Here is a 26,430-nt window from a genome sequence, read left to right on the forward strand (position 1 = left end):
AATATGATACAATTTTTACTTTAAAAAAGTGATTAAATTTATAGAAGGAAAATAATGACTTTGCTTGATGGTAAAGCTTTGAGCGCAAAAATTAAAGAAGAATTAAAAGAAAAAAATCAATTTTTGAAAAGCAAAGGGATTGAAAGCTGTTTAGCTGTTATCTTGGTTGGAGATAATCCTGCAAGTCAAACTTATGTAAAATCTAAGGCTAAAGCCTGCGAAGAATGTGGAATTAAATCTTTAGTTTATCATCTTAATGAAAATACTACGCAAAATGAACTTTTGGCATTGATTAATACCTTAAATCACGATGATAGTGTTCATGGAATTTTGGTTCAGCTTCCTTTGCCTGATCATATTTGTAAAGATTTAATACTTGAAAGCATTATAAGCAGTAAAGATGTTGATGGTTTTCATCCTATTAATGTAGGATATTTAAATTTAGGCTTAGAAACTGGGTTTTTGCCTTGTACTCCACTTGGAGTTATGAAGCTTTTACGGGCTTATGAAATTGATTTAGAAGGAAAAGACGCTGTTATTATAGGTGCTTCAAATATAGTAGGTCGTCCTATGGCTACTATGCTTTTAAATGCTGGAGCTACAGTAAGCGTTTGTCATATCAAAACCAAAGATTTGAGCTTTTATACTAGACAGGCTGATTTGATTATAGTAGCAGCAGGTTGTGTGAATTTACTTCGATCGGATATGGTAAAAGAAGGAGTGATTGTTATTGATGTTGGAATCAATCGTCTTGAAAGTGGAAAGATAGCAGGAGATGTAGATTTTGAAGAAGTATCTAAAAAATCTAGTTATATAACTCCTGTTCCAGGTGGAGTAGGTCCTATGACTATAGCCATGCTTTTAGAAAACACAGTTAAATCTGCTAAAAATAGACTTAATTAGGGAAAATCTATGGAAATTTTAAAGAGATTATATAAATTTTCGCAGTCTTGGACTGGAACTGTAGTTATTGTTCTTTTGGTGATTTTTTTCTTTATACAAGCTTTTGTTATTCCTTCTGGTTCTATGAAAAACACCTTATTGGTAGGGGATTTTTTATTTGTTAAAAAATTTAGCTATGGTATCCCAACTCCTCATATTCCTTGGTTGGAAATTCCTGTTTTGCCAGATTTTAATAAAAATGGACATTTGATAAAAGCACAAGGGCCACAAAGAGGAGATATAGTTGTTTTTAGAAATCCTAGAAATGAAAAAGAACACTTTGTAAAGCGTTGTGTAGGTACAGGAGGAGATAGGATAGTTTATGCAAATAAAACACTTTATGTAAGAATGCATGAAGGTGATGATTTTATGAAAGAACATTATCCAAATGATCTTGTTACTCTTGGAGGGCAAATTTATGTAAAAGAACCTTATAAACAAAAAGGCATTCATTATGATCCAAAAAAAGATATAGAAAGTGATATCTTGCGCTTTCTTAGCATAGGTGATTTTGCTATGTCTCCAACTTATATTAAAGAACTTGGAAATCATATAGGTTTTAGCGGCGGAAATGCTTATGTTTTTGATGTACCTGAAAATGAGTATTTTATGATGGGTGATAATCGCGATTATTCTTATGATAGTCGTTTTTGGGGTTCTGTTCCTTATAGGTTGATAGTAGGTAAACCTTGGTTTGTATATTTCTCTTGGGATAAAGATAAAAATGTTCGCTGGGAAAGGATAGGGCGTTTTGTTGACACCTTGGAAAATGATGAACAATATATCCATGATCATGATGATGAGGATAAATTAAGCTAATGTTTGTGAAAAACACAAACATTATATTTTTAAAAGCGTGATTTCATCACCTTTTTTTAATTCACTTGTATTTTCTTCGCTTATAAGTAAAAACTCACTTTTAATAAGTGGAAGTATCATACCAGATCCAAATTTATTTTCATTAAATGGTGTAAAAATATCTTTTTCTAAATTTCCTAAGATGAGATTATTTCTTCCACTTTTAAGCTTTAAATCCATACCCATTTTGGCGTAAAATGTTAAAGGATTATCTAGGTTTCCACTTAATAAATCAATGATTTTTTTAGCAAAAATAAAACAAGAAAGATAAGCTGCCATAGGATTTCCTGGTAAAATCAATACGAAATTTTTACCCTTTTGATAAAGCTTAGTAGGCCTTGCAGGGCGTGCTTTTAGTCCTTTAAAAAGCGGAGTAAAGCCTAATTCATCTAAAGCTTTTTCCATAAAATCAGCCTCGCCAACGCTTGCACCTCCTGAAGTGATTAAAAGATCAAAATTTGTATTTTCTAAAGCCTCTTTAGTGCTTTTAAAATTATCTTTGATAATACCTAAATAAGAAGCATTTTGAAGCATGGTTAGTAAAGGCAAAGCATTGGCATTATAAATACTTTCTTCATCGCATTCTTGCCAAGGTTCTTTAAGTTCATTTCCACTTGAAAAAATACCTATGCGAATTTTTCTTATGACTTCTATTTTATAAAGCCCTTGAGAAGCAAGCAGGGCGATATGTTTATCATTAAGTTTGGTGCCTTTTTGAAGTAAAATTTCACCTTTTTTTAATTCTTCGCCTTTATAGCGATAGGCATTGTATTGTTTAGGGGCTTTTTTAATGATGAGTTTATTTTCTTCTATATACTCATCTTCTAACATTAAGATAGTATCAGCATTTTTGGGCATTTTAGCCCCTGTCATGATTTTATAGCATTCATTTTTAGCAACTGTATAAAAATTTTTATCTCCTGCAAAAATAGTCCCTTTAATCTCCAAAGCCTCATTGATATCAGCATAATTAAAAGCATAGCCATCAAGAGCAGCATTGTCAAAACTGGGTAGATTTTTTCTAGCGTATAAATCTTTAGCTAAAATTCTATCTTTTGCTTTTTCAAGGCTAATAAGCTCACTTTCATCTAAGCATGAAATTTGATCTTCTAAGTCTTTTAAGGTTTCAAAGATATTTTTCATTCTTCAAGCCTTGTGATTTTTACACCTAAACCTTTAAATTTTTCTTCCAAATTTTCATAACCCCTATCAAGATGGTAAATTCTATGGACTTTGCTTGCGCCTTTGGCTACAAGAGCCGCTAAGATAAGGGCTGAGGAAGCACGCAAATCTGTAGCCATGACATCAGCAGCGTTAAGTTCTTTTCCGCCTACTATAGTAGCAATATGACCATTGAGTTTAATATCCGCGCCCATTCTTAAAAGTTCACTTACATGCATGAAACGATTTTCAAATAGTCTTTCATCAATAATACTAGTTCCATTAGCTTTTAAGGCTAATGCCATAAACTGCGCTTGCATATCGGTTGGAAAGCCTGGATATTCACTTGTCATGATTTCTACAGGTTTAATTTCTTTAGCAGGAAGTAGGGTGATACTATCTTCTGCAATCAAAGTTTCAAAACCCATTTGATGAAGTTTTGCTAAAACTGCACTAAGATGAGTGGCGTTAACTTTATCTAAAGTAATTTTAGAATTTGTAATAGCCCCTGCACAAAGATAAGTTCCTGCTTCAATTCTATCAGGTATAACGCTAAATTCTTTAAATTCTAAAAGTTCCCCATCGCTACCATAAATTTCAAGCTCATCTGTACCTATGCCTTTGATTTCAAGTCCTGCGTCTTTTAAAACTTCGCAAAGTTGAACTACTTCGGGTTCTTTTGCAACATTTAAGAGCTTGGATTTACCTTTAGCTAAAGCTGCTGCCATGATGATGTTTTCACTACCTGTAACCGTGATTTTATCAAAAAGAATTTCATTACCTTTTAAATTTCCACTAGCTACGACATAGCCTTGTTTGATTTGTATATTTGCCCCCATTTTTTCCAAGGCTAAAAGATGTAAATCAATAGGTCTTTGTCCTATAGCGCATCCTCCAGGTAAAGATACTTCACAATGTCCAAAACGAGCAAGTAAAGGCCCTAGAGTAAGTATGGAAGCACGCATTTTACGCACAATGTCATATTTGGCTATGGTTTGATTAAGAGTGTTTGTGTTTAAAAAAGCACTATTGTTTTGAAAATTAACCTTAGCTCCTAAATTTTCTAGCAAAGATATAAGAGTTTTTATATCAGCAACATTAGGAACATTGTTGATTTTTACTTCATTTTTGGCAAGTATGCTTGAAACAATCAAGGGTAGGGCGGCATTTTTTGCTCCGCTTATTGTAACATTTCCGCTTAGATGATTTGTGCCTTCGATTTCTAGATAAGTCATATTTTTCCTTGAAAAAGTTTAAAAATGCATCATTATAACATTCTTAAACTTTTGAAAAAATATAATCAAGCTTGTTGGCTTTGGAGTTCTTGAATTTGAGCTTGAATTACATCTGCTTGAGATTTTAGCACATCAATTTGTTCTTGAAATGTTGTTTTCATTTGTTCGTTAGCGTTTGTCATTTTTTGAGTAAGTTCTGCAATTTTAGCTAAAATTTCAGCTAATTTTGCTATTAAAGCCTCTAATGCGGGATTTACGCCACCTTTGCTACCTTGAATGGAATTTTGGTCTTTGTGGTTTTCTATTTTTTCTTGACTTACTTTGATTTCATATTCTTTTTCATTTTTTGAATTTGTTTGACTTAAACTTCTTGCTTCATCTGAAATTTGAATTTTAACCACATTGTCACTATGAACATTACTTACCAAATTATTGTTTTTGTTTGTTTGTGTTTGATAATTGCTAAAATTTTTTGTCAAAGTATCTATTTTCATCTTAAATCTTTTTAAATTAATTTATATTGTTATCGGTTTTTTTATTTATAAATTTATATTAATGATAATTATTTTAAGGATATTTTATTTTAGATTTTCATATTTATATTTTAAATGCAAAAAAGTTTAAAGTTTCATAAAATTTTTAAGTATTTTTTTGCCTTTTTGTGTTAAAACTGCTTCAGGGTGAAATTGCAATCCATAAATAGGATATTTTTTATGTTTAATTGCCATAATAATATTTTCTGAATTATGAGCTAAAATTTTGCATTTTTTAGGCATAGAACTGATATACAAAGAATGATATAAGCAAATTTCAATTTCTTTTTTAATACCCTTAAAAATAGGATCTTTTTTAAAATAAAGTTTAGAAATTTTACCATGCGTAGGATTTTCCATTTTAGAAACACTACCGCCAAAAATTTCAGCTATACACTGATGTCCTAAACATATACCTAAAATTTTTTTATTTTTTTTAAAATATTTGATTGCTTTTAGGCTTAATTTAGATTCCTTAGGAGAATGAGGGCCAGGAGAGATAATAAGATGAGTAAAATCAAATTTTTCTAATTCTTTAGCTTTTTTAAAGGCGTCATTTTTTATCACTTTACATTCAAAACCAAGCTCTTTAAGATAATAAATGATGGTGTAACTAAAAGAATCATAATTATCTATAAATAAAATTTTCTTCATTGTAATTTTACCTTTTTTAAACCGCGCACGGAATTAATACAATAAATATTTTCTGCTTCAAATAAATCTTGCTTAAATAATGTTTTTTCTTTTATCAAACCAAGATTGATTAAGAAATTTCTATATACTCCATTTAACATACCGCTTTGAATTTGTGGAGTATAAAACTGAGCGTTTTTTTCTAAGATGAGATTGGTTCTTGAGCCTTCACAAAGTTCATCTTTTTCGTTAAAAAAAGCTATGTCGTAACACAAGTTTTGATGCCATTTGTATGAGTGTTGATTATAAAAAGTACGTAAAGAGCTTTTGTGATAGAGATTGTCACTTTTTGAGTTGATTTTATCATCACTTAAAAGCAAAATATCGTTTGAATTTTGTTTTAAGGCGCTTTGTTGGAATTCGTATCTTCCGTCTTTATATAAAATCAGTTTTAAAATTCCTTCTTTATGTGGATTTTTAAAGGGTAGGGGAAAATGATAAAATAAAGAGTGTTTTTTGTGAAAAATTTTTTCATCGAGTTTAAAAAGTGTAAAATTTTGATATTCTTTATAAGAACTTTTTTGATTTAAAATATTATAAAAATCTTTAAAGAGCTTGTGAGTATTAAAATTAAATTTAAGAGCTGAATTTATAAGCCTTAATAAATGCTCTTTTAAAAATAAAATTTGAGAATTTTTAAAATACATGGTTTCAAAAAGATGAAAATCACAAGGATTTAAGATCGCGCTTTTAAGTTTTAATTCTTCAAATTCATCTTTGAAATTTGAGTCCCAAACCAAGCCACTACCCGTGCTATAAGTATAAATTTCATCTTGTTTTTCTAAGGTGCGTATGGCTACGCTAAATTTATTTTTATTTTTGTGTATTAAACCTATGGTTCCGCAGTAAATACCACGCTCTCTTTGTTCTAATTCTTTAATAAATTTAATACTTTCAAGCTTTGGAGCACCTGTAATAGAACCGCAAGGAAAGAGAGCTTTAAAAATTTGATATAAAGAAATATTTTTTTTAAGTTTTCCTTGTACGCTTGAAGTCATTTGATGTAAAGTAGGGTGGCTTTGAATTTCAAAAAGTTTGGTTTTTAAGCTTTTTTTTGTGATGATTTTTGAAAGATCATTACGCAAAAGATCACAAATCATAACATTTTCACTTAGATTTTTTGTATCATTTTGCAAGAAAATTTTATTTTCTTCATCTTTTATAGGATCTTTATCACGCTTAATTGTGCCTTTCATAGGTTTTGTAAATATTTTTCTTTTTTTGGTTTTGAAGAAAAGTTCAGGAGAGAAGGACAAAATTTCTCTTGCTCCATCTTTTATAAAAGTTTTAAATTCGGTATCTTGTCTAGAAAGCAAAAGTTTAAAAAGTTCGAAAGAATCCATTTTGCTATGAAATTTAAAATTTTGAGTGAGGTTGATTTGATAAACTCTTCCTTTGGAGATTGCCTCTTTAACCTTGATGAAATTTTCTTTGTAATTATCTTGATCTAAAAAATTTATAAATTCAGGAATAAATTTTTCTTCATCAATATATTCTTTTTGAAATTTTTTTCTTTTTTTAAAAGCAAATACCGACAAATAAGCTTTTTTGCTTGTGAAATTTTTATCTTGAAAATATCTATATAGCTCATAATCAGCAAGCATTAAAATATAAAAATCATTTTTATATTTTTCTATAAATTTAAAGCATTTTTTACTTTCTTTGTGGTTAAAGGCTTTTAAAGTGTGTTTTAAATCATGGTAAAAATATTTACCAAAAACAGCGTAGTCTTCAAGAGTCACTTAATTCCTTTGCAACCTGTGCGGCAAGTTTTAATTTATCATTATCAAAATGAGTATAAATTCTTGAGGTATTTAAACTCGCATGTCCTAAAGCTTCTTGGACTAAAACTAAATCTTTTTGCTTTTTATAAAGCAGGGTGGCAAAAGTATGACGCAACATATGAGCACCATTTTTTTGCTTGCGAATTCCTGCACGAAATAAAAGCTGTTCTACTATGCGACTGACATAAGATTGAGTCAGTGGAGTGCCTTTTTTATTGACAAAAAGTAGGGCGTCTTTACTCATATAATTAATACTTACATTTTTAAGCAAATCGTAAATAAGTTCTTTTTTTATCATTACAACGCGATATTTATTGCCTTTAGCTCTTATTCTTATGATATAAAGATCGTTTTCTTCACTAATATCACCCATTTTGATATTGATAGCTTCGCTTACCCGTATGCCTGTAAAAATGATGATTTTAATAATAAGTTTATTGCGTATGGTATTGTTTTTAAAATCTGCATTTTCAATAGCATCAAGAAATTTTTTAAGCTCCTCTTCGCTCATAAATTCGGGTAATTTTACCCCTTTAGAACCTGCTATACTTGCCCAATTTTTAAGATTGATATCGAAAATATGTGCTTTTTCATCTTCTTCGTTTTGCTTGCCTAAAAAATCAAAAAAATTAATCACAGCAATACGGTAATTTTTTTTACTTGCATCTGATAAAGCACCTGTTATACTTGCTAAAACTTCTACAATGAGTTCTTCATCAATCTGTTTTAAAGAGTAAAGCTTGTAAAAATTTAAATATTCAAATACTTTTTTTAAAGGATTAAAATAAGTATTAACTCCACTTAAACCAGCATTTCTTGCTTTTTTTGCTAGAGCGTCAAGTTCTTCAATGTTTTTTACACCTTTTGTAAGAGCAAAATTAACTTCTGCTAAAGCTTGTGGATTTTTTAATTCTTTATTGGATAGTGAGTTGAGTTTAAATTTTACATATTTTGCTAGCCAAAATAAGAATGATTTTTCAAAATTTTCTTCACAATCTAAAGGGTATTTCATAAAAACTTTTCCTAAATCTAAAATTTTAGCTTTTTAACTATAAAAGGTATTTTAGTATTAACTTAGTAAAAAAAAGCTTTTTTAGGAAAAAGTTTGTTTTTATATACAAGGCAAAAAGATTGAAATATTTTTATTAAATAAATCTTATATCAATCATAAAAAGATATGATAAAAGGTAAAAATATGTAAAATTTATAATTTTGTATTGAAAACTATAATTTTCAAACTTTTTTATATATACCTAGATTATTCTACTTTGATATAGATTAAGCTACTATTTTTACATACTTTTATGATTTTACCTTTTGAGTGAAATAAATTTATCCACAAAATATAATGTAAAAAATTGATAATTTTATTTTGTAAATTAAAATTATATTTTACTTTTATTGAAAACTATAAAGAATATTTAAAAATTAAATTATTTTATATTATTATCAAAATATATATAAAAATGATAACTTGTGCATTCAATTTTTTAATCCCCTATTCTTGATTAATATTTTTTTGGTTAAAATTTGCTTTAGAAATTTAATACTTATGAAATAGGCAAAAGACTAATGAGAAATAATTTTGTAATTAATATTTCCAAATGGCAAGATACACGTAAACCTTGGTTGATTTTGATCATAGTTACTATAGGACTTACCTGTATAGCACATTTTTTATTTCAAGAATATCTTTTTATGGAACCTTGCGAACAATGTGTGTATATAAGATTCGATATGCTTGTTATGGCTATAGGTGGTATGGTTGCACTAATCAATCCTACAAATAATATTATAAAAATTTTTTCTTATAGCTTAGCTTTTTATGGAATTTGGCTTGGCTTGGAGCATTGTCTAACTTTAAATCATATCCATGAAGTGGTTCATTCTGAAAATCCTTTTGCAGGTGTAGATGGATGTCGTGAAATTCCTATTTATCCATTTAATTTACCTTTACATGAATGGGCTCCTAGTTGGTTTTTGCCAGCAGGAGAATGTGGGATGGATACCCCCGTAGTTCCAGAGAATGCTTATAATCATCTTAATACTTTTCAAAAATTTTTTATAGGAACTCCACCTGATTTTGAAAATGGGCTTTATAGTAATGGTTGGTATTTGATACCTAGTTTAAAGTTTATGAATATGGCAATTTCCTGTCTTATAGCATTTTTATGTTGCTTTATTGTGCTTTTTACAATGTTTATAGCCTATGTTTTAGATAAAAATAAACCTAATGCTAAAATTTTTGCATTGGCGATTGTTATTTTGGTTTTGGTACTTAAATTTATAGGCGAACCAAAAAATTCAAATCAAAATATAGCTAGTTTAAATCATTTAAATCAAGTCGTTTTAAGATGCTCTTAAAATACGCAACAAATTATTTTTGTTGCGTATTATTAAAAATTTTATTAAGCTATTTTAGGATGGCTTAAATAATTTTAAAGGATTTATCATGAGACTTAGCAAAACTCTTTGCATGGCACTTTTAATGGATTGCTCCTTTGACTGTTATTATCATGGATAATGGTTATTTGTAGCCTGTAGATAAAAAAATGGCAAAAAAATTGTTTGCGATGATGATTATAGCAAATGCCCAGGTTATGAAAATGAAAATGGTGGATTTGATTTCACTTGGACACAGTATACAGGCTGGAGAATTGATAGTAAATCAAACAAGCGTTATATCTATATAAGTGTTTTTGATAATGGTGATGCAAGAGGAGCTGAACAACCTGCATTTGCAAGTCAAAAATATTCTCGTGCTGTAATTTATAAAATCGATCAGCAAAATAAAACCGTGGAACAAATTTGGGAATATGGTAAAAATCGTGGAAATGAATGGTTTTCTCCTGTAACTTCTTTAACTCAATATGAACCAGATAAAGATTCTATTATGGTTTATAGCGCAACAGCTGGAATGGCTTTTGATCTTAGCAAAGGTGTAAGTCTTGGGGAACCAAAACCTGAAATTGATGAATTTAACTGGGGCGCTAAGGAACCTTCGGTTCAAATTCAATTTAGCGGTTCAGGCACGGGTTATCAAGCAATGCCTTTTAGTGTTGATCAAGCATTCAATCCTAAAAAATAAAACAATAAGCCCAAAAATAAATTTGGGCTTATTTATTTTTTTTAAATAAAATTATCTTTGAAAATTTTATTTAATCAAGGATATAGTATGCGTAATTTTTTTTGCAAATTTGTTTTAGCGCTTGTATTTTGCTCAAGTTTTGCGTTAGCAAATAATAGTTTTATTACTCTTAATCCAAATTTACCCAACTCCGAAAATAGTGTAATAGAAGCATTTTCTTATAAATGTATACATTGTTATAATCATCATAAATTTGGAACCCTTGAAAAACTAAGAGAAGCTTTTCCAAATTTACATTTTAAACTCTATCCTGTAAGTTTAATGAATGGAGATTTTTCCAAAGAAATGAATGATCTTTTTGCCTTTGCTCAATACAAAGATGAGCAAAATGGTAAAGACGCGAGTTATTCTGATAGTTTATCTCATAAACTTGCTGATGTTTATTTTGTTTCTTATTTTTTAAACAAGCAAAGAAATTTTTCGAATTTAGATGAATTTTACGACATAGGTTTAAAGGCTATGAATGTAAATAAAAATGAAGTATTAAATTTTTTAAATACCCCAAAAGCTAAAGAAATTTTAAGCGAGTTTCAAAGAGCTAATGATATAGCTAAAACCTATGGCACCCCTGCTTTTGTTGTTAATGGAAAATATCAAATTAACCCAAGTGCAATCAATTCGATGCAAGATTTAGAAGATCTAGTTAAAAAATTAAGCAATATGAAATAATAAATTTTTTAAGGCAATAAAAATTGCCTTAAAATTATTTTTTGATCATATTTGTATAAGGTCCATAGCGATGTTGGGTTGTAGAAAAGCTATCATCATAAGGTCCTACATCCATATCTAAAGGCTTAACCTTTCTATCTGGAAAGTCTTTATCTCTATTTGCTTTAATAGGACGAGCTTGTGAATTCATGTAAGCTGCTACATCATAAGCATCTTCAAGACTTAAGTCAGGCGCACCTTGAGGCATATTTTCTTTAATATAAGAAGCAGCTTTGATAAGACGATACATTCCAGCTCCTGTATTATAGCTATCATTGCCCCAAAGTGGTGGATAAAGATAATACGCGCCTGCACTATCCTCATTTTTAAGCCCTAATCCATTTTCTTGATGACAAACGGCACATTTATCCATATAAATTGCTTTACCTTTTTTAGGATCAGCTGCTCTCGAGATGAAATCTATCTTCTTAAGCCCCTGCCCTTCTATCTTAGCTCCTACTGGAACTCCTTGAGATAACCATTGCATATAAGTTAGCATGGCTTTCATTTCAGGCGCATCACTAGGCATTCTTTTGCCATTCATAGAGCGTTCAAAACAGCCATTGATCCTATCTGCTAAGGTAATTACTTTATCTCCTCTGGCATTATATTGTGGAAATCTTGCCCAAATTCCTACAAAACCTGATTGATTTTGTACACTTCCACCATTAGCATGGCAACTTGAACAGGAAAGATTATTTCCCGCAAATCTTTTTTTAGGATCTTTGGCCTGTGGACCTACATATTTGCTTGTTTCATTAAGAATTTTATTTCCCAAAATAACCATTTTGCTATATTCTGAATTTTTTGGCATTTTAGTTTCATCTATGGTACCATCTTCATTTAAAGCCTTAGGTAAATTCCATTTGGCAGTAGGTAGATCAATACCTGTTGCACTCTTAGTTTTTTCCAAATTTGGATCTAAGGCTAAAGCACAACTTCCACATAACAACAAAGTTAAAACTATAGAAAATTTATTCATCATTTTTCCTCCTTAAATTTGTCTAATTCGAATTCAGTATATAACTTTGCTTCAAAAAAGTCAATAAAAGTTAATAATATTTCAATAAAAAACTTCAAATTCTTAAAACAATATTTATTTGCCTTATAATTAAAACTTTAAAATAAAAATAAAGTTTTTTTGATAAAATTGAAGTTTGCAATATTTTTAGAGGTTGGTTTAATGAAAAATTTAAGCATTCAAGAAAAAAAAGACTTAGATAACTGCGTTTTTCAAAATCTTGGAAGGCAAGATACTTTTACTTTAAGTGCGATTTTTAAAAATTTTTATTTAAAAATTAAAGCATTTGTTTATTCTAAATAATACCACTTAAAATCTTTTTTTGTGTAAGAAAGATCTTTAAAAGAAGGCGATTGGATAAATAGTTTGCACTCTTTATCCAAATTTTCTATTCCGTATATTTTCATAGCCATTCTTGAGTCATGTCTTGTAAGTTCTATTCCAACGCAAGCTTGATTGTTGATTTTATAAAGCAAAGTACCACCATCTTTTTCATCTATATTTAAAACATCCAAATTCTTATCTTTACTCATATCTTTTACGTCTTTACTAAAAGAATATCGGAGTTTATAATATATCATAATATCTTGCATGGTATTTTTCAAATTTTGTAAATTTTCATTAATCAAGTATCCATTATTTTTATAAAGTTTTAAAAAATCTTCATTAAGAAATTTTTGAAAACTTTTATCTTTAGATAATTTTTGACAAGAGTTATAGCTATTTAAAATTCTAACTTGACCAGCTTCTATTAAAAGCTCAAGGCAATCTTTATTTTCTTGTGAAAATTGTACTAATTTAACTTCTTGAATCTTAAAATCTTTGTTCGGTTTTTTTTCATAAGCAAAATCATTTAATTTTTCGTAAATATTAGCAAAACTTAAAGAATATAAACTAAAAAAAAATAAAATACACTTTTTCATTGAAAAAAATCTTTGTATTTATTTTTTAGAAATTCCACGACTTCTAAAATTTCATCAACCCCTTCTTTGTTCGAATTTTCGAGCACATTATCTATATTATCGATATAAGCTTCTATTGCATTTTCTAATTTTTCTCTTTTAACTCCAGCGTATAAAAGCATAGCTTCTAAAACTATGTTAAGTTCATATTGTAAATCTTCTAGTTCATTTTTTAAGGTTTTATTATTGTTTTGATTCATTGTTTTCCTTTTTAAGTTCTTTGCTTTTAATTAAATCAATAATTTGAGCCTTAATATGATTATAATTTGCTCCATCTTTAAATGTCGCAAAAAGTCCACCACTAGCATTTTTATGTCCACCACCACCTACTAAATTTTTAGCCATTAAACTTACATCTATTTTTCCATTTGCACGAAAACTTAAGGTTTTTCTAGAACTAACATCAATAAAAAAGTCATAATCAGGATTTTTTACTAAAAAATCATTTCCAATAACAGAAGTATTGCCTATATTTGAAGTTAAGATGCCTTTATGGCCTTCATATTCTATACTGAAATTTTCTTTTAGCTCACTTAGTTTTTCAACTACAAAATAAGAAATTAAATTAGAAAGAGTATCATCATTTTTTCTGGCAAAATAATCCTTTTTTATAAAATGAGTAGCATTATCGAGTAAAATATTCGCATTTTCTTTTCCTATAAATTTCCAAGCCTTATCAAGCAAGAAAAACATATAATCAATTTGCGATTCTTTAAACATCACGCGATTTATTTCTTTTGCATTGGCAATCAAGCCTAAAAAAACCTTTCCAAGTTCAAAATTTTCATCCTCGCTTAGCCAAATATCAACAGCATTAACTACATCAACAAATTTTGAAAGTTTTAAAACTGGGGTGCAGATTTTAGAGAAAAAATCATAAACGATTTTAGTTGCACATCTTTTAGAATCAAGTAAATACCAAGAATATTTTTGAGCACATTCTTCGCCACTCTGATGATGATCAAGAAGAAAAATTTTAATATTTTTCTCTTTACAAATTTTATCAAATTCTTCGCATTGATTTAAATTTAAATTTAAATCTGTTATTAGAATAATAGCTTTTCCGAAATTTTCATCTTTTTCTATATCGCCTATAATAGAGTTAAAATTTTCATTAATTTCTTTACCATAATTAGAATTATAAAATTTCACATTTTTAAAATAAAAATTTACTACAAATTGACAAGCATAACCATCAAGATCTGTGTGTGAAAGATGATAAATTTTCATTATATTCCTTAAAGTTCTATCCTAATAATACCCTCGGTATTAAAATTTGTATTTTCTGCAATTTCTGCAAAACTTAACACTACTATATTAATGCTAAAATTATAACAAATATCAGCAATAAATTTTCTAAGTTGCGGTTCAACGCAAAGTATAAAAGGCTTGATACGACCATTTGCTACTGCGGCAACTTCAGCCCTTAGAGTATCTACTAAAGTGCCTGTTTGAGCTACGCTTAAAGGCAAGTGATAACTTCCATCTCTAAATTGTACATTTTCCATTAACACTGCAGAGCTAGCAGAGTCTAAGATAAAAATATCCAAATTTCCTTTATCATCTAAATACATATTTGTAATCATCCTAGCTAAAGACGCTCTTACATGTTCAATAATCATATCAAAACTCTTGCTTACTTCTGCTATATCGCTTACAGATTCTAAAATAGTAAGCATATCTTTAATTGGTATATGATGCTTAAGCAAGTCTTTGAGAATTTTTTGAATAAGACTTACAGGTGCAACACCTAAAGCGCCTTCTACGATGATTGGGTAATCATTTTTAACCTTATCAAGAAGATTTTGCACCTCTTGGCGTGTAAGAAGTTCGCTTGCGTGTGCTTTGATAAGTTCGCTCATATGTGTTGAAATAACACTTGCAGGATCTATTACTATATAGCCATTTAATGTTGCTTCATCTTTTAAATTCGCATCAATCCAAAGTGCATCAGAGTTAAAAGCGGGTTCTTTTGTAGCAATCCCTTCTATCTCTTCCGTGATAAAACCACTATCCATGGCTAAATATTTATCCGGATAAATTTCAGCACTTGCTATAGACACGCCCTTGAGTTTAAAACTATACTCATTTGGTTTAAGTCTTAAATTATCTCTTATTCTTATTTTTGGCATTAAAAATCCTAAACTTTCAGCAATGCTTCTTCTCATTGAGCGAATTCTTTCTGTAAGTTCGTTTTCAGCAAGCTTAATAAGTCCGTATCCAAGTTCAAGTTCTAAAATTTCAACTTTGAGTATGTCGTTAATCTTGTGCTCTTCTTCTTTGAGAATTTCTTCTTCGCTTTTCTTAGCAGGCGCTGCCGTTGTCCCACCTGCTCCACTTTGAGATGCAGCTGCAGCACTTGGTTTGCTTTTTTTAACTGTGGTTATATCAATTTTACCTTCCTTAACCTGCTTGGTAAGATAGCCAAGACTTAAAAAAACTAAAGCCATAAAGCCCAAGGATAAAGTTGGCAAACCAGGCACTAACGCAAAGATAAAAAGTACAAAACCTACTATTAAAAGCGTGCGATATTCACTTAAAAGTTGAGTTAAAGTTCCTTCTGCAAAATTTTCCTCATCTTTGCTTGCACGAGTGATAATTATAGCGGTTGCAGTAGAAGTAATAAGCCCTGGAATTTGCGATACAAGTCCATCACCTATGGTTAAAATAGTATAGGTAGATGCAGCATCACTTAAAGCCATATCGTGCTGAAAAGATCCTATTAAAAAACCACCTATGATATTTATAATAGTTATGATAATTCCTGCAACAGCATCTCCTTTGATAAATTTAGAAGAACCATCCATTGCACCATAGAAGTTTGCCTCAGCAATAACTTCTTGACGTCTTGCTCTAGCGGTTTGTTCATCGATAAGTCCCGCATTTAAATCCGCGTCAATAGCCATTTGTTTACCCGGCATTGCATCAAGTGTAAATCTTGCTTGTACTTCAGAAACCCTTGTACTACCTTTTGTTACAACCATGAAATTAATTAATACTAAGATACAAAATACAATCACACCAATGACCATATTTCCACCAACAACAAATTCTCCAAATGCTGCTATAATCTCACTCACAGCTTCAGGGCCGTTTTGCCCTTCGCTTAAAATCATCCTTGTAGTAGCTATATTTAAAGAAAGTCTAAATAAAGTAATAATCAAGATTAAAGTTGGAAAAGTTGTTAAATCTGTCGGTTTAGGTATATAAATAGAAATTAAAATAATTAATACTGATAAAGCTATACTTAAAGCTAAGAAAAAGTCCAAAATAGGACTTGGTAAAGGAACTATGATAATAGCTAAAATACAAACTAAAAAACCAACAATAGTTAAGCTTTTAGCTTTTAAAACAGGAGCAATTAAAGGCCCCAAAAAAGGAAAAACTAAATCGACTATTTTATTTTTTGCCATTATTTTTCATAATATCTTCTAAAGTAATAGAATCTAAAAATTCATCTACTTTATTTTGTAAATTTACTAACATAGGCATTAAGGTGCAATTTTTTTCTTTATTATTTGGACAAGTACCACCACTGCATTCAAATACACTGATATCCTTTTTTTCAGCACTATTAACAATTTCTTTTATAGTATATTGATTTGGTTCTTTGATTAAAACAAAACCACCTTTTGCCCCTTTAAAGGATTTTAACAAACCATCTTTAGCTAAAGTTTGTAAAATTTTAGCTAAAAAACTTTTGGGAATATCAAGCTCTAAAGCTAAAGAATCTACATCTTGAGGTGTTTCTTTTTGAGAAATATAAATTAAAGAAAGTAAAGCGTATTCGCTAGCTTTGGTAAATAGCACAGATTCTCCTTATTATAACTATAGAAATAGCTGTAATTATAATAAATAATTCTTAGAAAAAGACTTAAATTTTGACAAAACCTTCTAAAAAGGATAAATTCAGTTTATTTTTTGCTTTTTAAGATAAAATTACAGTTCTTTAATTTTATTATTTTACCAATCAGGAGGTCTATCATGGCTTTGGATTCGGCCAAAAAAGCAGAAATAGTTGCGAAATTCGCTAAAAAACCAGGTGATACTGGTTCAACAGAAGTTCAAGTAGCTCTTTTAACTGCAAGAATTGCAGAACTTACAGAACATTTAAAAATCTACAAAAAAGACTTTTCATCAAGACTAGGACTTCTAAAACTTGTAGGTCAAAGAAAAAGACTTTTATCTTATCTTAAAAGAAAAGATTATAATTCTTATAGTAAGTTAATTACCGAATTAAATCTTAGAGATAAATAATTTTTAAGCCCTTTTTACTGGGCTTTTGCTTTTTAAATTTCTTCTTTTGTAATCAGTTTTATATATCAAAAATACAAGAAAAATCTTACAAGATTTCCCTTTGTCCTTTGGCATCAGGTTCGCTTAAAATCCCGTTTTGCGTAAGTTGTTCAATAATATTTGCAGAGCGGTTATAGCCGATTTTTAAACGGCGTTGTAGATAAGAGATGCTTGTTTTTCCATCTTCTAAGATTACTCTTTTAGCTTCTTCATAAAGCTCATCTACTTCCCCATCAAAGCTTTCATTTGTTGTAACACCAGCGCTTTGCTGATCTTTTAAAAAGCTTTCATCATATTCTACGCTTTGTTGATCCTTTAGAAAATCCACGATTTTTTCTATTTCAAATTCGCTTGCAAAAGGCGCATGCAAACGCACTATAGAGCTTGTTCCAGGAGGAGTAAATAAACAATCCCCTCTTCCAAGTAAACTCTCAGCACCCATAGCATCTAAAATAACTTTAGAGTCAATTTTTTGCCCTACTTTATAAGAAATTCTACTTGGCAAATTCGCTTTGATCAGCCCTGTTACAACATCAACAGAAGGTCGTTGTGTAGCTACAATCAAGTGAATTCCACTTGCTCTTGCCATTTGTGCAAGTCTTCCTATATAAAATTCTACATCTTTACCCGCAGTCATCATCAAATCGGCAAGTTCATCAATAATTACTACAATAAAAGGGAGTTCTTCGCTACCTAATTCTTTCATTTTTTCATTGTAATTTTCTATATTTTTGGTTTTTGCATCTGCCATTAAACGATAGCGTCTTTCCATTTCAGCCACCATATTTGAAAGCGCATTGACCGCTTTTTTTGGATCTGTGATAACAGGAGTTAAAAGATGAGGAATATCATTATAAATGCTAAATTCAAGCATCTTAGGATCTATCATCATCAAACGCAAGGTTTTAGGAGAGTTACGATACAAAAGACTTAAAAGCATAGAATTTATCCCCACACTTTTACCGCTACCTGTAGTTCCTGCGATGAGTAAATGCGGAAGTTTTTTAAGATCGGTTACAAAAGCATTGCCTACTATATCTTTGCCCAAAGCTATAGTTAAAGGACTTTTAGCATTTTTAAAAACTTCGCTTTGTAAAATTTCTCTTAGATAAATAGTTTGAATTTCATCATTTGGGACTTCTATGCCTACAACATCTTTTCCTGGTATTGGAGCTTGAATACGGATTGATTTTGCCATTAAAGCCATAGTTAAATCATCTTGTAAATTTAAAATACGACTTACTTTCACATCTGCGCTAGGACGAAATTCAAAAGTAGTTACCACAGGACCAACATAAGTGCTTATAACATCGCCACCTATTTTAAAACGACGCAACTTTTCAAGAAGATTATAAATTTTTTTATCTATTTCACTTTCATTGATTTCTTGTCTATGCTCTTTTGGATTAGCTAAAAAATCTAATGGTGGCAAGGTGAAATCTTTTGGTTTTTCTACTTCGCCCTGCTCTATTTCACGCAATAAAGCTTGGTTAATAGCAATTTCTTTGGCTAAAACTGCTTTTTGAAGTTTAATTTCTTGTTCATTTGTTTTTTTATTATCGAGTTTAATTTCTGTATTTTGGATAAAATCGAGTGTATTTTTTTCTTCTATAACTATTTCATTTATATTTTTTATAGGAGTAGGTTCTATATAAGGATGATTTAACTCTTCTACAATGGGAGTAAATTCAAAGATATTATCTGCTTTAACTGGATTTTTATTTTCATTTATTTTGTTTGATTCTTCTGTTTCTGTTTTGATTGTCTTTGAGTTATTAAAACTGTATTTATTCCCTTCTATAATATCGCTTGAATTTATCGCATCATATTCTTCTAATTTTTTAATTTCTTGTTTTACTTTATTTTCTAAAATTTCATTTTGATAGGCTTTGTATTCTTGTTCTAGTTTTTCTTTTTTTATCAAATTCTCTCTAAGTTCAAGCTCTTTTGTGAAAATTTTTGGTTTAACTTCCTGTTTAGAAACTGGAATTTCAATATTTTTACGCTTATAACTTGGCTCATCTAAATTTTTATTTGTATCTATTTGCTTTATATCTTCAAGTTTTTTAGGTTTTAAAAAACGTTCAGGAATCATATCTACCTCTTCTTCTGAAATAAAATTAAAATCTTCATCAAGACTAATGCTCATTTTGCTAGCCTTTTGTGCGAAATTTCGCACTTGTTGAGAATGCTCATAAACAAAACTTCTTGATTCTTTTAAGCTTTGTGTATCAATCTCTATGGTTTCATCTAAAATTTGATTTTTTAGTTTTTCAAAGTTTTCCTTAGCTGTGGTAATTGAATTTTTACTTGCATTGATATTGCAATCTTTGATTATCTGTTCTAAGTTATTGGTTTTTTCTTTTTTATTTATTTGTAAATTCTCATAAATACTATCTTGCAAAATATTTAATTTTGGAGCCATAGGTTCTGATTTACCTACATCTTCTTTCTCATTTTCTCCGCCAAATACACGCATAAGTAAAGATTTAAAAGCTTGCTCTACTTTTAATAAAAAAGTAAAATCTAATTCTATTTTTAAAATTTCTTTTGCAAATTTCGGAAACAATAAGATCAAAGAAAATAGCAAAAGTAAAAGAGCAAAAATTCCACTCCCTGTATGTCCTAAGATTATAGAAAAAAATCCATATACAATTTCTAAAATATACCCAAACTCTCTATAAAAGACAGAAAATAAAAGCAAAGTAGAAAAAAAGGCCAAAGAAAAACCAAAAAGCTCTCTACGCTTAAAATTTTCTATTTTATAATTTTTTCTATAGTAAAGATAATTTAACACAAGTAAAAAAAATGGATAATAATACCCAAATTCTCCAAATAAAAATAAATTAGCCTTGTAAACCCATTCTCCCATGCTAGGTGCTAGCATACAAAGACAAATATAAAAAATAACAAGTGTAGAGCTGGTAAAAATGGCTTCTTTTTTAATATTCTTTCCTTAAAAATAAAATCAAAGCCAAATTATACCATAAATTTTTACATATAATTTAATAAGCTAAGTTGAGAAATTGTTGTACTAGCCTTAAGAGAAGCTTGATATGCAAGTTGAACTTGCATTAAATTCATCATAGCTTCACCATAATCTACATCAATAACATTTGACTTAATGCTTTGCACATTTACGCTTAAGAAATTTACTCGAGTATTGACACCATCTATAGTATTATGATAAGCTCCCATGGTTGTATTAAGCTTGCTGATATGATCTGCTAAATGATCGAGTCTTTCTAAAGCTCCTTGCATTCCGGTATTTCTTGGATCGGCCGAATTTCCATCGGCTCTCATATTACCACTTAAAACCGCATCTATCATAGTATCTAAATCTTTTATAAGATCAACATTTGGTTCATCTATAACTAAAGCATTATTGGCACTAAAACTAAAATTTGGACCATTCTCTACTTGCGCAGTTGTGGTATAAGGTGGTTGCGGAAAATGTCCACTTTGAGAATCACTTAAAGAAATTCCTATGTTGGTTCCTGAGGATAGCTTATCGGTAACGCTAATGCGACCTTTATAATCCATGCTTACATCAACAGTAGCTTGAGAATCTTTCATGAGTTGTTGTAAACTATTATAACCATTTGCATCAACTTTTCCATTTGTAGCTGTTATGCTTTGGGTTGGAATTTTATCTGCGGCAAACATACCTATAATATCATTGATTTGACCATAAGTAATATCATTTGATCCTGTAACAACTCCACTATTTCCAGTTGCAGGATCAGTATGGGTTATAGGAAAACTTATGGTTTGACCTAGATTATTAGGATCAGGATAGCTTACAGTTGAAGTTTGTAAATTTATAGTAACATCGTAAGAATTTCCACCTTTGGAATTGACTTTTAAATTTAAAGTAGTACCATTTAGACTATTTCCTGCCATTACCTCGCTAAGTTTGGTTGAATCAGTTGCATAAGCATTACTTCCTTTAATAACTTGAGAAACATTACCATAAACAGTATTTCCATCTTTTTCAAAATAAACATTATCATAATCTGCACCATTGGCTTTGTTGCCAGCTGAATCAGTCATATTGCTTTTAATAAAATCAGTTTGAGCTAAACTAAAGGTAAACTCTTGCTCTTTTCCATCTTTTCCTGTTAACTTAATAGTAACTGGACTAGTTGGATTGGTAATATCACCATTTTTCATAGCCTCTTGCATAACAGCATTGGTAACATTATCCATGTTAAGATCATTATCCTTAACAAATTTTTCCATTGCTTTGAAACTTTCTGTTTTGTCCATTTGTGGAGTATAGGCTACGGCATGAAAGTCTAATTTATTATTGCCTTGTTTTAAATCTGTGATTTGAATTTGACCACTATTATTGATGCTTACTTCTACAACTTTATTATTAGCAGTGTTGCCATAAAGTGCGCCAATTTGCTCTAATACATCTTCTATTTTATCATCTGGTTTTACTAAAACTGCACTTTTAAAGCTTGTTCCATCTGGTTTTGTTCCTTGAACATAGAGTGTTGAAGGTGGAAAATTAAGTTTTCGGTCTTTATCTTCAAAATCTATATCCGGATCTAATTTTCCATCTTTTACATAATTTTGCCCGATAAGCTGCTTCCAAGCAGAATCTCCGTTTAAATATTCTTGTTTATCTTTATCTGTATAACGATTATCTGTAAAACTGATATTAGTAGTAATTTGTTTTTTATAGTCTCCATCTGCTTTGAAAAATAAATCCCATCCAGGTATATTATAAGGACTTTCAGTTCCAGCTCCAGTTACTACATTGATATTATTTTTATCTCCATAATAATTACCATTGGAATCAAAAGGTTTATTTGCAACTTGTGAACCTGCAAAAAGATACTGACCATTAACGCTAGTATTTGCAAGCTGAACTATACTCTCTTTTATTCGTTCTAATTCTTTTGCTATAGCCTCCCTTGAAGTTTGAGAGTTCCCATCACTTGCAGCTTGAGTTACTTTAACTTTAAAATCTTCAAGAAGTTTTACCATATCTTGCAAAGCTTTCATGCTGTTTTGAGTCATTTCTTTTGCACTGTTTGTTGCTTGTTTTACTTGTTCTAATGTTTTAATTTCATATTCAAGACGCGTATTATCTATATAAATGCTTGCATCTTCATATGAATTTTGTATTTTTAAACCTGAAGCAAGTTGTTGAGATATCTGATATAAAGCACTTTGACCGCCCATAGAATTATTCACACTATTTGTGAAGTTAAGTTTATTTGTAATTCTCATTTTTTTCCTCTAAAGTATTAAAGTTAAAATCTTTTCAAACATTGCTAATAAACAAAAGCAACAACTGTTCCAAAAATTTAAATTACATAATTTTATATCGTCTTTTTGAAAATACTTTTTATTTTTAAAGTATTTTTTAGTCTAAAAAAGTATAATTTTAGCTTTAAATCTTAAAAATGAGCCCGAGTGGTGAAACTGGTAGACGCGCCAGACTCAAAATCTGGTAAGGGCAACCTTGTGTCGGTTCGAGTCCGACCTCGGGCACCATTATTTCTTTTCTGAAATTATCCCAAGCAATCTTAAGTAATCTAAAATTATCAATTAAGATATGATAAAATCATACTTTAAATAATCTCAAATTATCTTAAATAATCTTAAATTATCAGGATTGACAATTTTTAAAGTATATGTTATAGTGTATGTTAAATTTTAAAATTCAAAAATAACATATACTTTTTAACATAGGAATATTATAAAATGGTTATTGTCAACGATAAACAGCTTAAAAATTTAATCGTAGAAAAAAGAACATACATTAAAGATGTGTACACCAAAAATCTCTATATCGAAGCAAAAGGTTCTTTAAATTAGATATAGGTTAAATAAAAAAATACAAAGCATTAAAATAGGAAAATATCCAACAACTACATTGTCAAGTGCAAGAGAAAAAGCAAATATTTTTAATAATATGTTAGCTGAAAAAATTGATCCCAAAGAACAAATTCAAAAAGAAGATATACAAAAATCAAAAACCCTAAAAGAAGTTTTTAATGAATGGAGTCAAGTTTTTTATAAAAATAATACTTCTTATAATTTATCGAAGAGATTAAAAACTCATATTATTTCTAAATACGAAGACAAACATATTAATGAACTTGCCAAAAATGATATACTTCTTATTCTTGATAAACTTTATGTAGAAGGTAAACTCGAAACTATAAAAAGAGTCTTCTTGGGTTTAAAAAAATGTTAATGTATGCCATAAATAAAGAATATATAGAAAATAGCAATATTTTAATTTTAGACATGAAAGCTCTTTACGGCTCGCCTAAAAAACAAAATCTTAGAGCTATCACAAAAGAAGAAAGATTTAAAGAGTTGCTATTAGCAATAGAAAATTATAATGGAAGTATATTCACAAAAGTAGCCTTGCAAATCAGCCCATATTTGTTTTTGCGAAGCGCTAATATCAGAAATTTAGAATGGAGTGAAATAGATTTTAAAAATTTAAAGATAATTATACCTGCAAATAAAATGAAAAGGGGTGAAGATTTTATTGTACCACTAAGTGAAAGCGTGATCAAGTTGTTTGAATTTATCAAACCTTTTTCATTCCACAATTCAAAATATGTTTTTTCAAGTGATATAAGCAAATCCAAAACTATGAGTGAAAACACATTAAATCAAGCCATCAAAAGATTAGGCTTTGGGGATGAAATGGTTTTTCATGGTTTTAGAACAACAGCTTCAACCTTGCTTTATGAGTTTAAAAATTTGCATGGGCAAGATAGTGAAGTTATAGAGTTATGCTTAGATCATCGTGAAAGAAATAATGTTAAAGCTGCTTATAATAGAAGTTTAAGGCTAAACGATAGGAAGCTCTTAATGCAATGGTGGAGTGATTATGTTGACAATTTGAAAGGAATAATATGAAAAACGAAAATACAAAAGAAGTGCTTATGGCGGCGGGGGGGGGTGGGGTTGAGTTTTCTTGAAAATAAAGAAAATAGAGAAAAACTCATAAAAACCCTAATCATACACTTAAATTCTTATTTAGAGGCTGAAAGTAATCTACAAAAAATCAAGATTTTAGTCAAAATATATCAAAATTTACAAAAATGTAGCCGAACTCCTGATCTTATTGATATAGAAGAACTTGAATTTAACAAAGAAGACATTTTCGAAGAATTATTTTATGCTTTAGGCGGTTTAGGAGGTATGTATTCTGTAGAAATGATACAATCAAGAATTGCAAATTTCATCAAAATACTTGGCGGAGAACCTAAACTTTTATTAGAACAATTTTAAACACATAGACTTCTTCTTGAAGTCTATGCAAATACTCAATTTTAGAAAAATTAATTATTCAATAACGCAGCTTTTACTGTATCATTTGTTGCTTTGGCATATATAGTAGTAGTATTTAGATTTGCATGTCTTAGAATTTTTTGTATGACCACAAGGTTTATTCCTTTAGCTGTTAATCTCATGGCTAAAGTGTGTCTAAGCAAATGAAGTCCTTTTTTGCTGATCAAAGCTTTAGCGTAAATATTATTTACAATCAAAAAAGCATTACTTCTATTTAAATGTTTTCCTGTGCTAGTTTGCATTATGTAATCACTATCTTGGATATTTTCTTTAAAATATTCAAGCTCATCATCAACTTTTTCTTTTTTAATAAATGCAAATTGTTCTTTACCGCCCTTGCCTATTATGGATATTTTTAATATTTCATCATCAACCTCTTCAAAATCACAAAGTTTTACATTTAAAGCTTCAGAAATTCTAAGTCCTCCATAAAGCATAAGTTTTATCAGTAAAGAGTTTCTAAAACTATTATAAACTTCTTTTTTTGCTTTTTCTTTCTCTAAAACATTATTTAGCCTTATAATTTCATTTTCATTAAGATAATTTAATTTTTCTTCTGATTTTTCTGTTCTAAATCTAATTTTCTTCATATCAAAGGAAAAAACAAACAAATCATCATTATTATCGCTTATAAAAGAAAAAAAGCTAGTTAATACTCTCAAATAAGTCATTTTTGTTTTTTTTGATAGTTTATTGCCATTTTTTGAATTATTTTCTAAATAATTAAGAAAATTGACTAAAAAAGTCGTTTTTATATCGTTTATTTGCATTTCATCTTGATAATCTAAAGAATATTCTACAAATTCTAGTAAAATACGCCTATAAAGTAAAAAAGTATTATTTGAATAGGATAATGCTTGAATATGTTTCAAATAAGCTTCTATCCAACGCTCTAAATCTTCGCTTATTGTAGTATTTTTAAGTTTCATTTTATTTATATCCTTTTTTTTATAACATAATGAGCAATTATGTTATATTTATTTGCTTGTGTTAATATCAAAATATATATTTTAATAGGCTTATTTTGATATAAGATTATGTTATATATTTTAAATTATACCATAAAAATATTTATATTTTTGCATTATTTGTCTATTTATACAATTTTTTATTAAAATTATGGTATAATTTATATATTTTAACAAATAAAGGATAAAAATGGAAAAAAATGCAATAAATAATGAAAATATTCAAAAAAATGAAATATTAATTCCAAAAAGAGTATTATTTGATGAAAAAACATTAAAAATGATAGAAATGATGATTCCTACTTACAAAGATGAAATTTCTAATACAAATAAAGAAAATGAGAAAATTAATCAAATGATTAAGCTTGCTATAGAAAAAATGTTTAAAAATGATTTTTTGAATAAAATAAATAATTTTTAATTAGGTTTTTTTATGAATAATGTTTTGTTGCACAGAATAACTGAGAAAGGAAACATTCGCTATTATAGCATAGAAATTATTGCCACTCTATTTGAGGAATATATGGTTGAGAGAGTTTACGGAAATGTGCGTTTTAAAAGTTGTACAGGAAGAAAAAATAATGTATTTCCAAGTTTTAATGAGGCACAAATTTTTTGAGAGATTAAAGAAACAAAAAATGAAAAAAGGGTATGCGTAAGTTTTTGCTCAAAAAATAAGAAAAAACATTGATAAAATAGGCTTTTGAGATAAGCTTTTAGCTAAACTCTCAAAAACAGGTAAAAAATCCTTATCAAATCCGCTAATTTCAATTTTTATAGCCATTTGTA

Annotated in this window: 25 protein-coding genes, 1 tRNA gene and 2 pseudogenes; 13 read left to right on the plus strand and 15 right to left on the minus strand. The window is 29.2% G+C overall.

What is annotated here, in order from left to right; genetic code table 11:
• Window positions 1-54: 54 nt before the first annotated feature.
• The gene (gene folD, locus ELQ12_RS04715) at window positions 55-903 is read left to right on the plus strand and encodes a bifunctional methylenetetrahydrofolate dehydrogenase/methenyltetrahydrofolate cyclohydrolase FolD (RefSeq protein WP_052858680.1); all 849 of its coding nucleotides are present in this window, start codon (window positions 55-57) and stop codon (window positions 901-903) included.
• 9 nt (window positions 904-912) lie between these two features.
• Window positions 913-1,761: a signal peptidase I gene (gene lepB, locus ELQ12_RS04720; RefSeq protein WP_070242820.1), complete on the plus strand. Its 849-nt coding sequence runs from the start codon at window positions 913-915 to the stop codon at window positions 1,759-1,761.
• Between the two features lie 21 nt (window positions 1,762-1,782).
• Here lepB and ELQ12_RS04725 read toward each other — a convergent pair whose 3' ends face one another.
• The 6 genes from ELQ12_RS04725 to ELQ12_RS04750 all read right to left on the minus strand — a co-directional run bounded on the left by ELQ12_RS04725 (window position 1,783) and on the right by ELQ12_RS04750 (window position 8,218).
• The gene (locus ELQ12_RS04725) at window positions 1,783-2,943 is read right to left on the minus strand and encodes a molybdopterin molybdotransferase MoeA (protein ID WP_070252950.1); all 1,161 of its coding nucleotides are present in this window, start codon (window positions 2,941-2,943) and stop codon (window positions 1,783-1,785) included.
• Entirely contained in the window at window positions 2,940-4,196 is a 1,257-nt protein-coding gene (gene murA, locus ELQ12_RS04730) for a UDP-N-acetylglucosamine 1-carboxyvinyltransferase (protein WP_070261305.1), read from the minus strand. Before murA ends, ELQ12_RS04725 begins: the two co-directional genes overlap by 4 nt.
• A 65-nt stretch (window positions 4,197-4,261) precedes the next feature.
• Window positions 4,262-4,690 (minus strand): flagellum-secreted nonflagellar protein FspA2, encoded by a 429-nt coding sequence (gene fspA2, locus ELQ12_RS04735; RefSeq protein ID WP_070261306.1) that lies wholly within the window; start codon window positions 4,688-4,690, stop codon window positions 4,262-4,264.
• Between the two features lie 126 nt (window positions 4,691-4,816).
• Entirely contained in the window at window positions 4,817-5,383 is a 567-nt protein-coding gene (locus ELQ12_RS04740) for an aminodeoxychorismate/anthranilate synthase component II (RefSeq protein ID WP_052858673.1), read from the minus strand.
• Window positions 5,380-7,164: a bifunctional anthranilate synthase component I family protein/aminotransferase class IV gene (locus tag ELQ12_RS04745; protein WP_070261307.1), complete on the minus strand. Its 1,785-nt coding sequence runs from the start codon at window positions 7,162-7,164 to the stop codon at window positions 5,380-5,382. The genes ELQ12_RS04740 and ELQ12_RS04745 overlap by 4 nt, the downstream gene beginning before the upstream one ends.
• On the minus strand, window positions 7,154-8,218 hold the full coding sequence (locus tag ELQ12_RS04750) for a tyrosine-type recombinase/integrase (RefSeq protein WP_070261308.1): 1,065 nt from the start codon (window positions 8,216-8,218) through the stop codon (window positions 7,154-7,156). The genes ELQ12_RS04745 and ELQ12_RS04750 overlap by 11 nt, the downstream gene beginning before the upstream one ends.
• Before the next feature lie 560 nt (window positions 8,219-8,778).
• On the opposite strand from ELQ12_RS04750, the gene dsbI reads away from it, so the two are divergent.
• The 3 genes and pseudogenes from dsbI to ELQ12_RS04765 all read left to right on the plus strand — a co-directional run bounded on the left by dsbI (window position 8,779) and on the right by ELQ12_RS04765 (window position 11,023).
• Entirely contained in the window at window positions 8,779-9,570 is a 792-nt protein-coding gene (dsbI, locus tag ELQ12_RS04755; RefSeq protein ID WP_044779246.1) for a protein-disulfide oxidoreductase DsbI, read from the plus strand.
• A gap of 184 nt (window positions 9,571-9,754) precedes the next feature.
• Window positions 9,755-10,294, plus strand: a pseudogene (locus ELQ12_RS04760) (aryl-sulfate sulfotransferase); the annotation flags it as partial.
• An 87-nt stretch (window positions 10,295-10,381) separates the two neighbouring features.
• A complete protein-coding gene (locus ELQ12_RS04765; RefSeq protein WP_044779244.1) occupies window positions 10,382-11,023 on the plus strand; it encodes a thiol:disulfide interchange protein DsbA/DsbL in 642 nt (213 codons plus the stop codon).
• A 34-nt stretch (window positions 11,024-11,057) separates the two neighbouring features.
• On the opposite strand, the gene ELQ12_RS04770 is transcribed toward ELQ12_RS04765, so the two are convergent.
• Window positions 11,058-12,044 (minus strand): c-type cytochrome, encoded by a 987-nt coding sequence (locus tag ELQ12_RS04770; protein WP_044779283.1) that lies wholly within the window; start codon window positions 12,042-12,044, stop codon window positions 11,058-11,060.
• A gap of 201 nt (window positions 12,045-12,245) precedes the next feature.
• Between ELQ12_RS04770 and ELQ12_RS10210 the strand changes: the two are divergent.
• Window positions 12,246-12,396 (plus strand): annotated as a pseudogene (locus ELQ12_RS10210) (hypothetical protein).
• On the opposite strand, the gene ELQ12_RS04775 reads toward ELQ12_RS10210, so the two are convergent.
• Genes ELQ12_RS04775 through ELQ12_RS04795 form a run of 5 tightly spaced genes read right to left on the minus strand, consistent with a single transcriptional unit; the run spans window position 12,374 to window position 16,855 of the window.
• Window positions 12,374-13,006: a hypothetical protein gene (locus ELQ12_RS04775; RefSeq protein ID WP_002861507.1), complete on the minus strand. Its 633-nt coding sequence runs from the start codon at window positions 13,004-13,006 to the stop codon at window positions 12,374-12,376. The pseudogene ELQ12_RS10210 and the gene ELQ12_RS04775 sit on opposite strands and share 23 nt — an antisense overlap.
• Window positions 13,003-13,245, minus strand: coding sequence for a hypothetical protein (locus ELQ12_RS04780; protein WP_070242824.1), 243 nt, complete (start codon window positions 13,243-13,245; stop codon window positions 13,003-13,005). Before ELQ12_RS04780 ends, ELQ12_RS04775 begins: the two co-directional genes overlap by 4 nt.
• A complete protein-coding gene (locus ELQ12_RS04785; RefSeq protein ID WP_044779242.1) occupies window positions 13,229-14,275 on the minus strand; it encodes a DHH family phosphoesterase in 1,047 nt (348 codons plus the stop codon). The genes ELQ12_RS04780 and ELQ12_RS04785 overlap by 17 nt, the downstream gene beginning before the upstream one ends.
• Window positions 14,276-14,283: 8 nt before the next feature.
• Window positions 14,284-16,458: a flagellar biosynthesis protein FlhA gene (gene flhA, locus ELQ12_RS04790; protein WP_002852599.1), complete on the minus strand. Its 2,175-nt coding sequence runs from the start codon at window positions 16,456-16,458 to the stop codon at window positions 14,284-14,286.
• Window positions 16,445-16,855, minus strand: coding sequence for an RrF2 family transcriptional regulator (locus ELQ12_RS04795; protein ID WP_052950063.1), 411 nt, complete (start codon window positions 16,853-16,855; stop codon window positions 16,445-16,447). Before ELQ12_RS04795 ends, flhA begins: the two co-directional genes overlap by 14 nt.
• A 174-nt stretch (window positions 16,856-17,029) precedes the next feature.
• Between ELQ12_RS04795 and rpsO the strand changes: the two genes are divergently transcribed.
• The gene (gene rpsO, locus ELQ12_RS04800) at window positions 17,030-17,302 is read left to right on the plus strand and encodes a 30S ribosomal protein S15 (protein WP_002852579.1); all 273 of its coding nucleotides are present in this window, start codon (window positions 17,030-17,032) and stop codon (window positions 17,300-17,302) included.
• 85 nt (window positions 17,303-17,387) lie between these two features.
• On the opposite strand, the gene ELQ12_RS04805 is transcribed toward rpsO, so the two are convergent.
• Both ELQ12_RS04805 and flgL read right to left on the minus strand, forming a co-directional pair.
• Window positions 17,388-20,228, minus strand: a complete 2,841-nt coding sequence (locus ELQ12_RS04805) for a DNA translocase FtsK (protein ID WP_070261309.1) — start codon at window positions 20,226-20,228, stop codon at window positions 17,388-17,390.
• 107 nt (window positions 20,229-20,335) lie between these two features.
• Window positions 20,336-22,585, minus strand: a complete 2,250-nt coding sequence (gene flgL, locus ELQ12_RS04810; protein WP_070300098.1) for a flagellar hook-associated protein FlgL — start codon at window positions 22,583-22,585, stop codon at window positions 20,336-20,338.
• A gap of 180 nt (window positions 22,586-22,765) precedes the next feature.
• Here flgL and ELQ12_RS04815 point away from each other — a divergent pair.
• The 4 genes from ELQ12_RS04815 (at window position 22,766) to ELQ12_RS04825 (ending at window position 24,613) form a co-directional block, all read left to right on the plus strand.
• Window positions 22,766-22,852: transfer RNA gene (locus tag ELQ12_RS04815), tRNA-Leu, on the plus strand.
• Window positions 22,853-23,273: 421 nt separating this feature from the next.
• On the plus strand, window positions 23,274-23,558 hold the full coding sequence (locus tag ELQ12_RS10610) for a hypothetical protein (RefSeq protein WP_243834123.1): 285 nt from the start codon (window positions 23,274-23,276) through the stop codon (window positions 23,556-23,558).
• Window positions 23,558-24,238: a site-specific integrase gene (locus tag ELQ12_RS10615; RefSeq protein WP_243834124.1), complete on the plus strand. Its 681-nt coding sequence runs from the start codon at window positions 23,558-23,560 to the stop codon at window positions 24,236-24,238. The genes ELQ12_RS10610 and ELQ12_RS10615 overlap by 1 nt, the downstream gene beginning before the upstream one ends.
• Window positions 24,239-24,286: 48 nt before the next feature.
• Window positions 24,287-24,613 (plus strand): hypothetical protein, encoded by a 327-nt coding sequence (locus ELQ12_RS04825; RefSeq protein ID WP_243834125.1) that lies wholly within the window; start codon window positions 24,287-24,289, stop codon window positions 24,611-24,613.
• Between the two features lie 50 nt (window positions 24,614-24,663).
• On the opposite strand, the gene ELQ12_RS04830 is transcribed toward ELQ12_RS04825, so the two are convergent.
• Window positions 24,664-25,602, minus strand: coding sequence for a tyrosine-type recombinase/integrase (locus tag ELQ12_RS04830; RefSeq protein WP_126230386.1), 939 nt, complete (start codon window positions 25,600-25,602; stop codon window positions 24,664-24,666).
• A gap of 229 nt (window positions 25,603-25,831) precedes the next feature.
• Between ELQ12_RS04830 and ELQ12_RS04835 the strand changes: the two genes are divergently transcribed.
• Window positions 25,832-26,062: a hypothetical protein gene (locus tag ELQ12_RS04835; protein ID WP_052950071.1), complete on the plus strand. Its 231-nt coding sequence runs from the start codon at window positions 25,832-25,834 to the stop codon at window positions 26,060-26,062.
• Window positions 26,063-26,074: 12 nt separating this feature from the next.
• Window positions 26,075-26,260: a polymerase gene (locus ELQ12_RS04840; protein WP_070242826.1), complete on the plus strand. Its 186-nt coding sequence runs from the start codon at window positions 26,075-26,077 to the stop codon at window positions 26,258-26,260.
• Window positions 26,261-26,430: the final 170 nt, after the last annotated feature.

It is taken from the genome of Campylobacter sp. US25a (genome assembly GCF_004379075.1).
GTDB classification, from domain to species: domain Bacteria; phylum Campylobacterota; class Campylobacteria; order Campylobacterales; family Campylobacteraceae; genus Campylobacter_D; species Campylobacter_D jejuni.

Excerpts from the sequence above, each read along its gene's own strand:
- folD (WP_052858680.1), top strand. The coding sequence starts at position 55 with ATGACTTTGCTTGATGGTAAAGCTTTGAGCGCAAAAATTAAAGAAGAA.
- lepB (WP_070242820.1), top strand. The coding sequence starts at position 913 with ATGGAAATTTTAAAGAGATTATATAAATTTTCGCAGTCTTGGACTGGA.
- ELQ12_RS04725 (WP_070252950.1), bottom strand. The coding sequence starts at position 2,943 with ATGAAAAATATCTTTGAAACCTTAAAAGACTTAGAAGATCAAATTTCA.
- murA (WP_070261305.1), bottom strand. The coding sequence starts at position 4,196 with ATGACTTATCTAGAAATCGAAGGCACAAATCATCTAAGCGGAAATGTT.
- fspA2 (WP_070261306.1), bottom strand. The coding sequence starts at position 4,690 with ATGAAAATAGATACTTTGACAAAAAATTTTAGCAATTATCAAACACAA.
- ELQ12_RS04740 (WP_052858673.1), bottom strand. The coding sequence starts at position 5,383 with ATGAAGAAAATTTTATTTATAGATAATTATGATTCTTTTAGTTACACC.
- ELQ12_RS04750 (WP_070261308.1), bottom strand. The coding sequence starts at position 8,218 with ATGAAATACCCTTTAGATTGTGAAGAAAATTTTGAAAAATCATTCTTA.
- dsbI (WP_044779246.1), top strand. The coding sequence starts at position 8,779 with ATGAGAAATAATTTTGTAATTAATATTTCCAAATGGCAAGATACACGT.
- ELQ12_RS04765 (WP_044779244.1), top strand. The coding sequence starts at position 10,382 with ATGCGTAATTTTTTTTGCAAATTTGTTTTAGCGCTTGTATTTTGCTCA.
- ELQ12_RS04770 (WP_044779283.1), bottom strand. The coding sequence starts at position 12,044 with ATGAATAAATTTTCTATAGTTTTAACTTTGTTGTTATGTGGAAGTTGT.
- ELQ12_RS04775 (WP_002861507.1), bottom strand. The coding sequence starts at position 13,006 with ATGAAAAAGTGTATTTTATTTTTTTTTAGTTTATATTCTTTAAGTTTT.
- ELQ12_RS04780 (WP_070242824.1), bottom strand. The coding sequence starts at position 13,245 with ATGAATCAAAACAATAATAAAACCTTAAAAAATGAACTAGAAGATTTA.
- ELQ12_RS04785 (WP_044779242.1), bottom strand. The coding sequence starts at position 14,275 with ATGAAAATTTATCATCTTTCACACACAGATCTTGATGGTTATGCTTGT.
- flhA (WP_002852599.1), bottom strand. The coding sequence starts at position 16,458 with ATGGCAAAAAATAAAATAGTCGATTTAGTTTTTCCTTTTTTGGGGCCT.
- rpsO (WP_002852579.1), top strand. The coding sequence starts at position 17,030 with ATGGCTTTGGATTCGGCCAAAAAAGCAGAAATAGTTGCGAAATTCGCT.
- ELQ12_RS04805 (WP_070261309.1), bottom strand. The coding sequence starts at position 20,228 with ATGCTAGCACCTAGCATGGGAGAATGGGTTTACAAGGCTAATTTATTT.
- flgL (WP_070300098.1), bottom strand. The coding sequence starts at position 22,585 with ATGAGAATTACAAATAAACTTAACTTCACAAATAGTGTGAATAATTCT.
- ELQ12_RS10610 (WP_243834123.1), top strand. The coding sequence starts at position 23,274 with ATGTTAGCTGAAAAAATTGATCCCAAAGAACAAATTCAAAAAGAAGAT.
- ELQ12_RS10615 (WP_243834124.1), top strand. The coding sequence starts at position 23,558 with ATGTATGCCATAAATAAAGAATATATAGAAAATAGCAATATTTTAATT.
- ELQ12_RS04830 (WP_126230386.1), bottom strand. The coding sequence starts at position 25,602 with ATGAAACTTAAAAATACTACAATAAGCGAAGATTTAGAGCGTTGGATA.
- ELQ12_RS04835 (WP_052950071.1), top strand. The coding sequence starts at position 25,832 with ATGGAAAAAAATGCAATAAATAATGAAAATATTCAAAAAAATGAAATA.
- ELQ12_RS04840 (WP_070242826.1), top strand. The coding sequence starts at position 26,075 with ATGAATAATGTTTTGTTGCACAGAATAACTGAGAAAGGAAACATTCGC.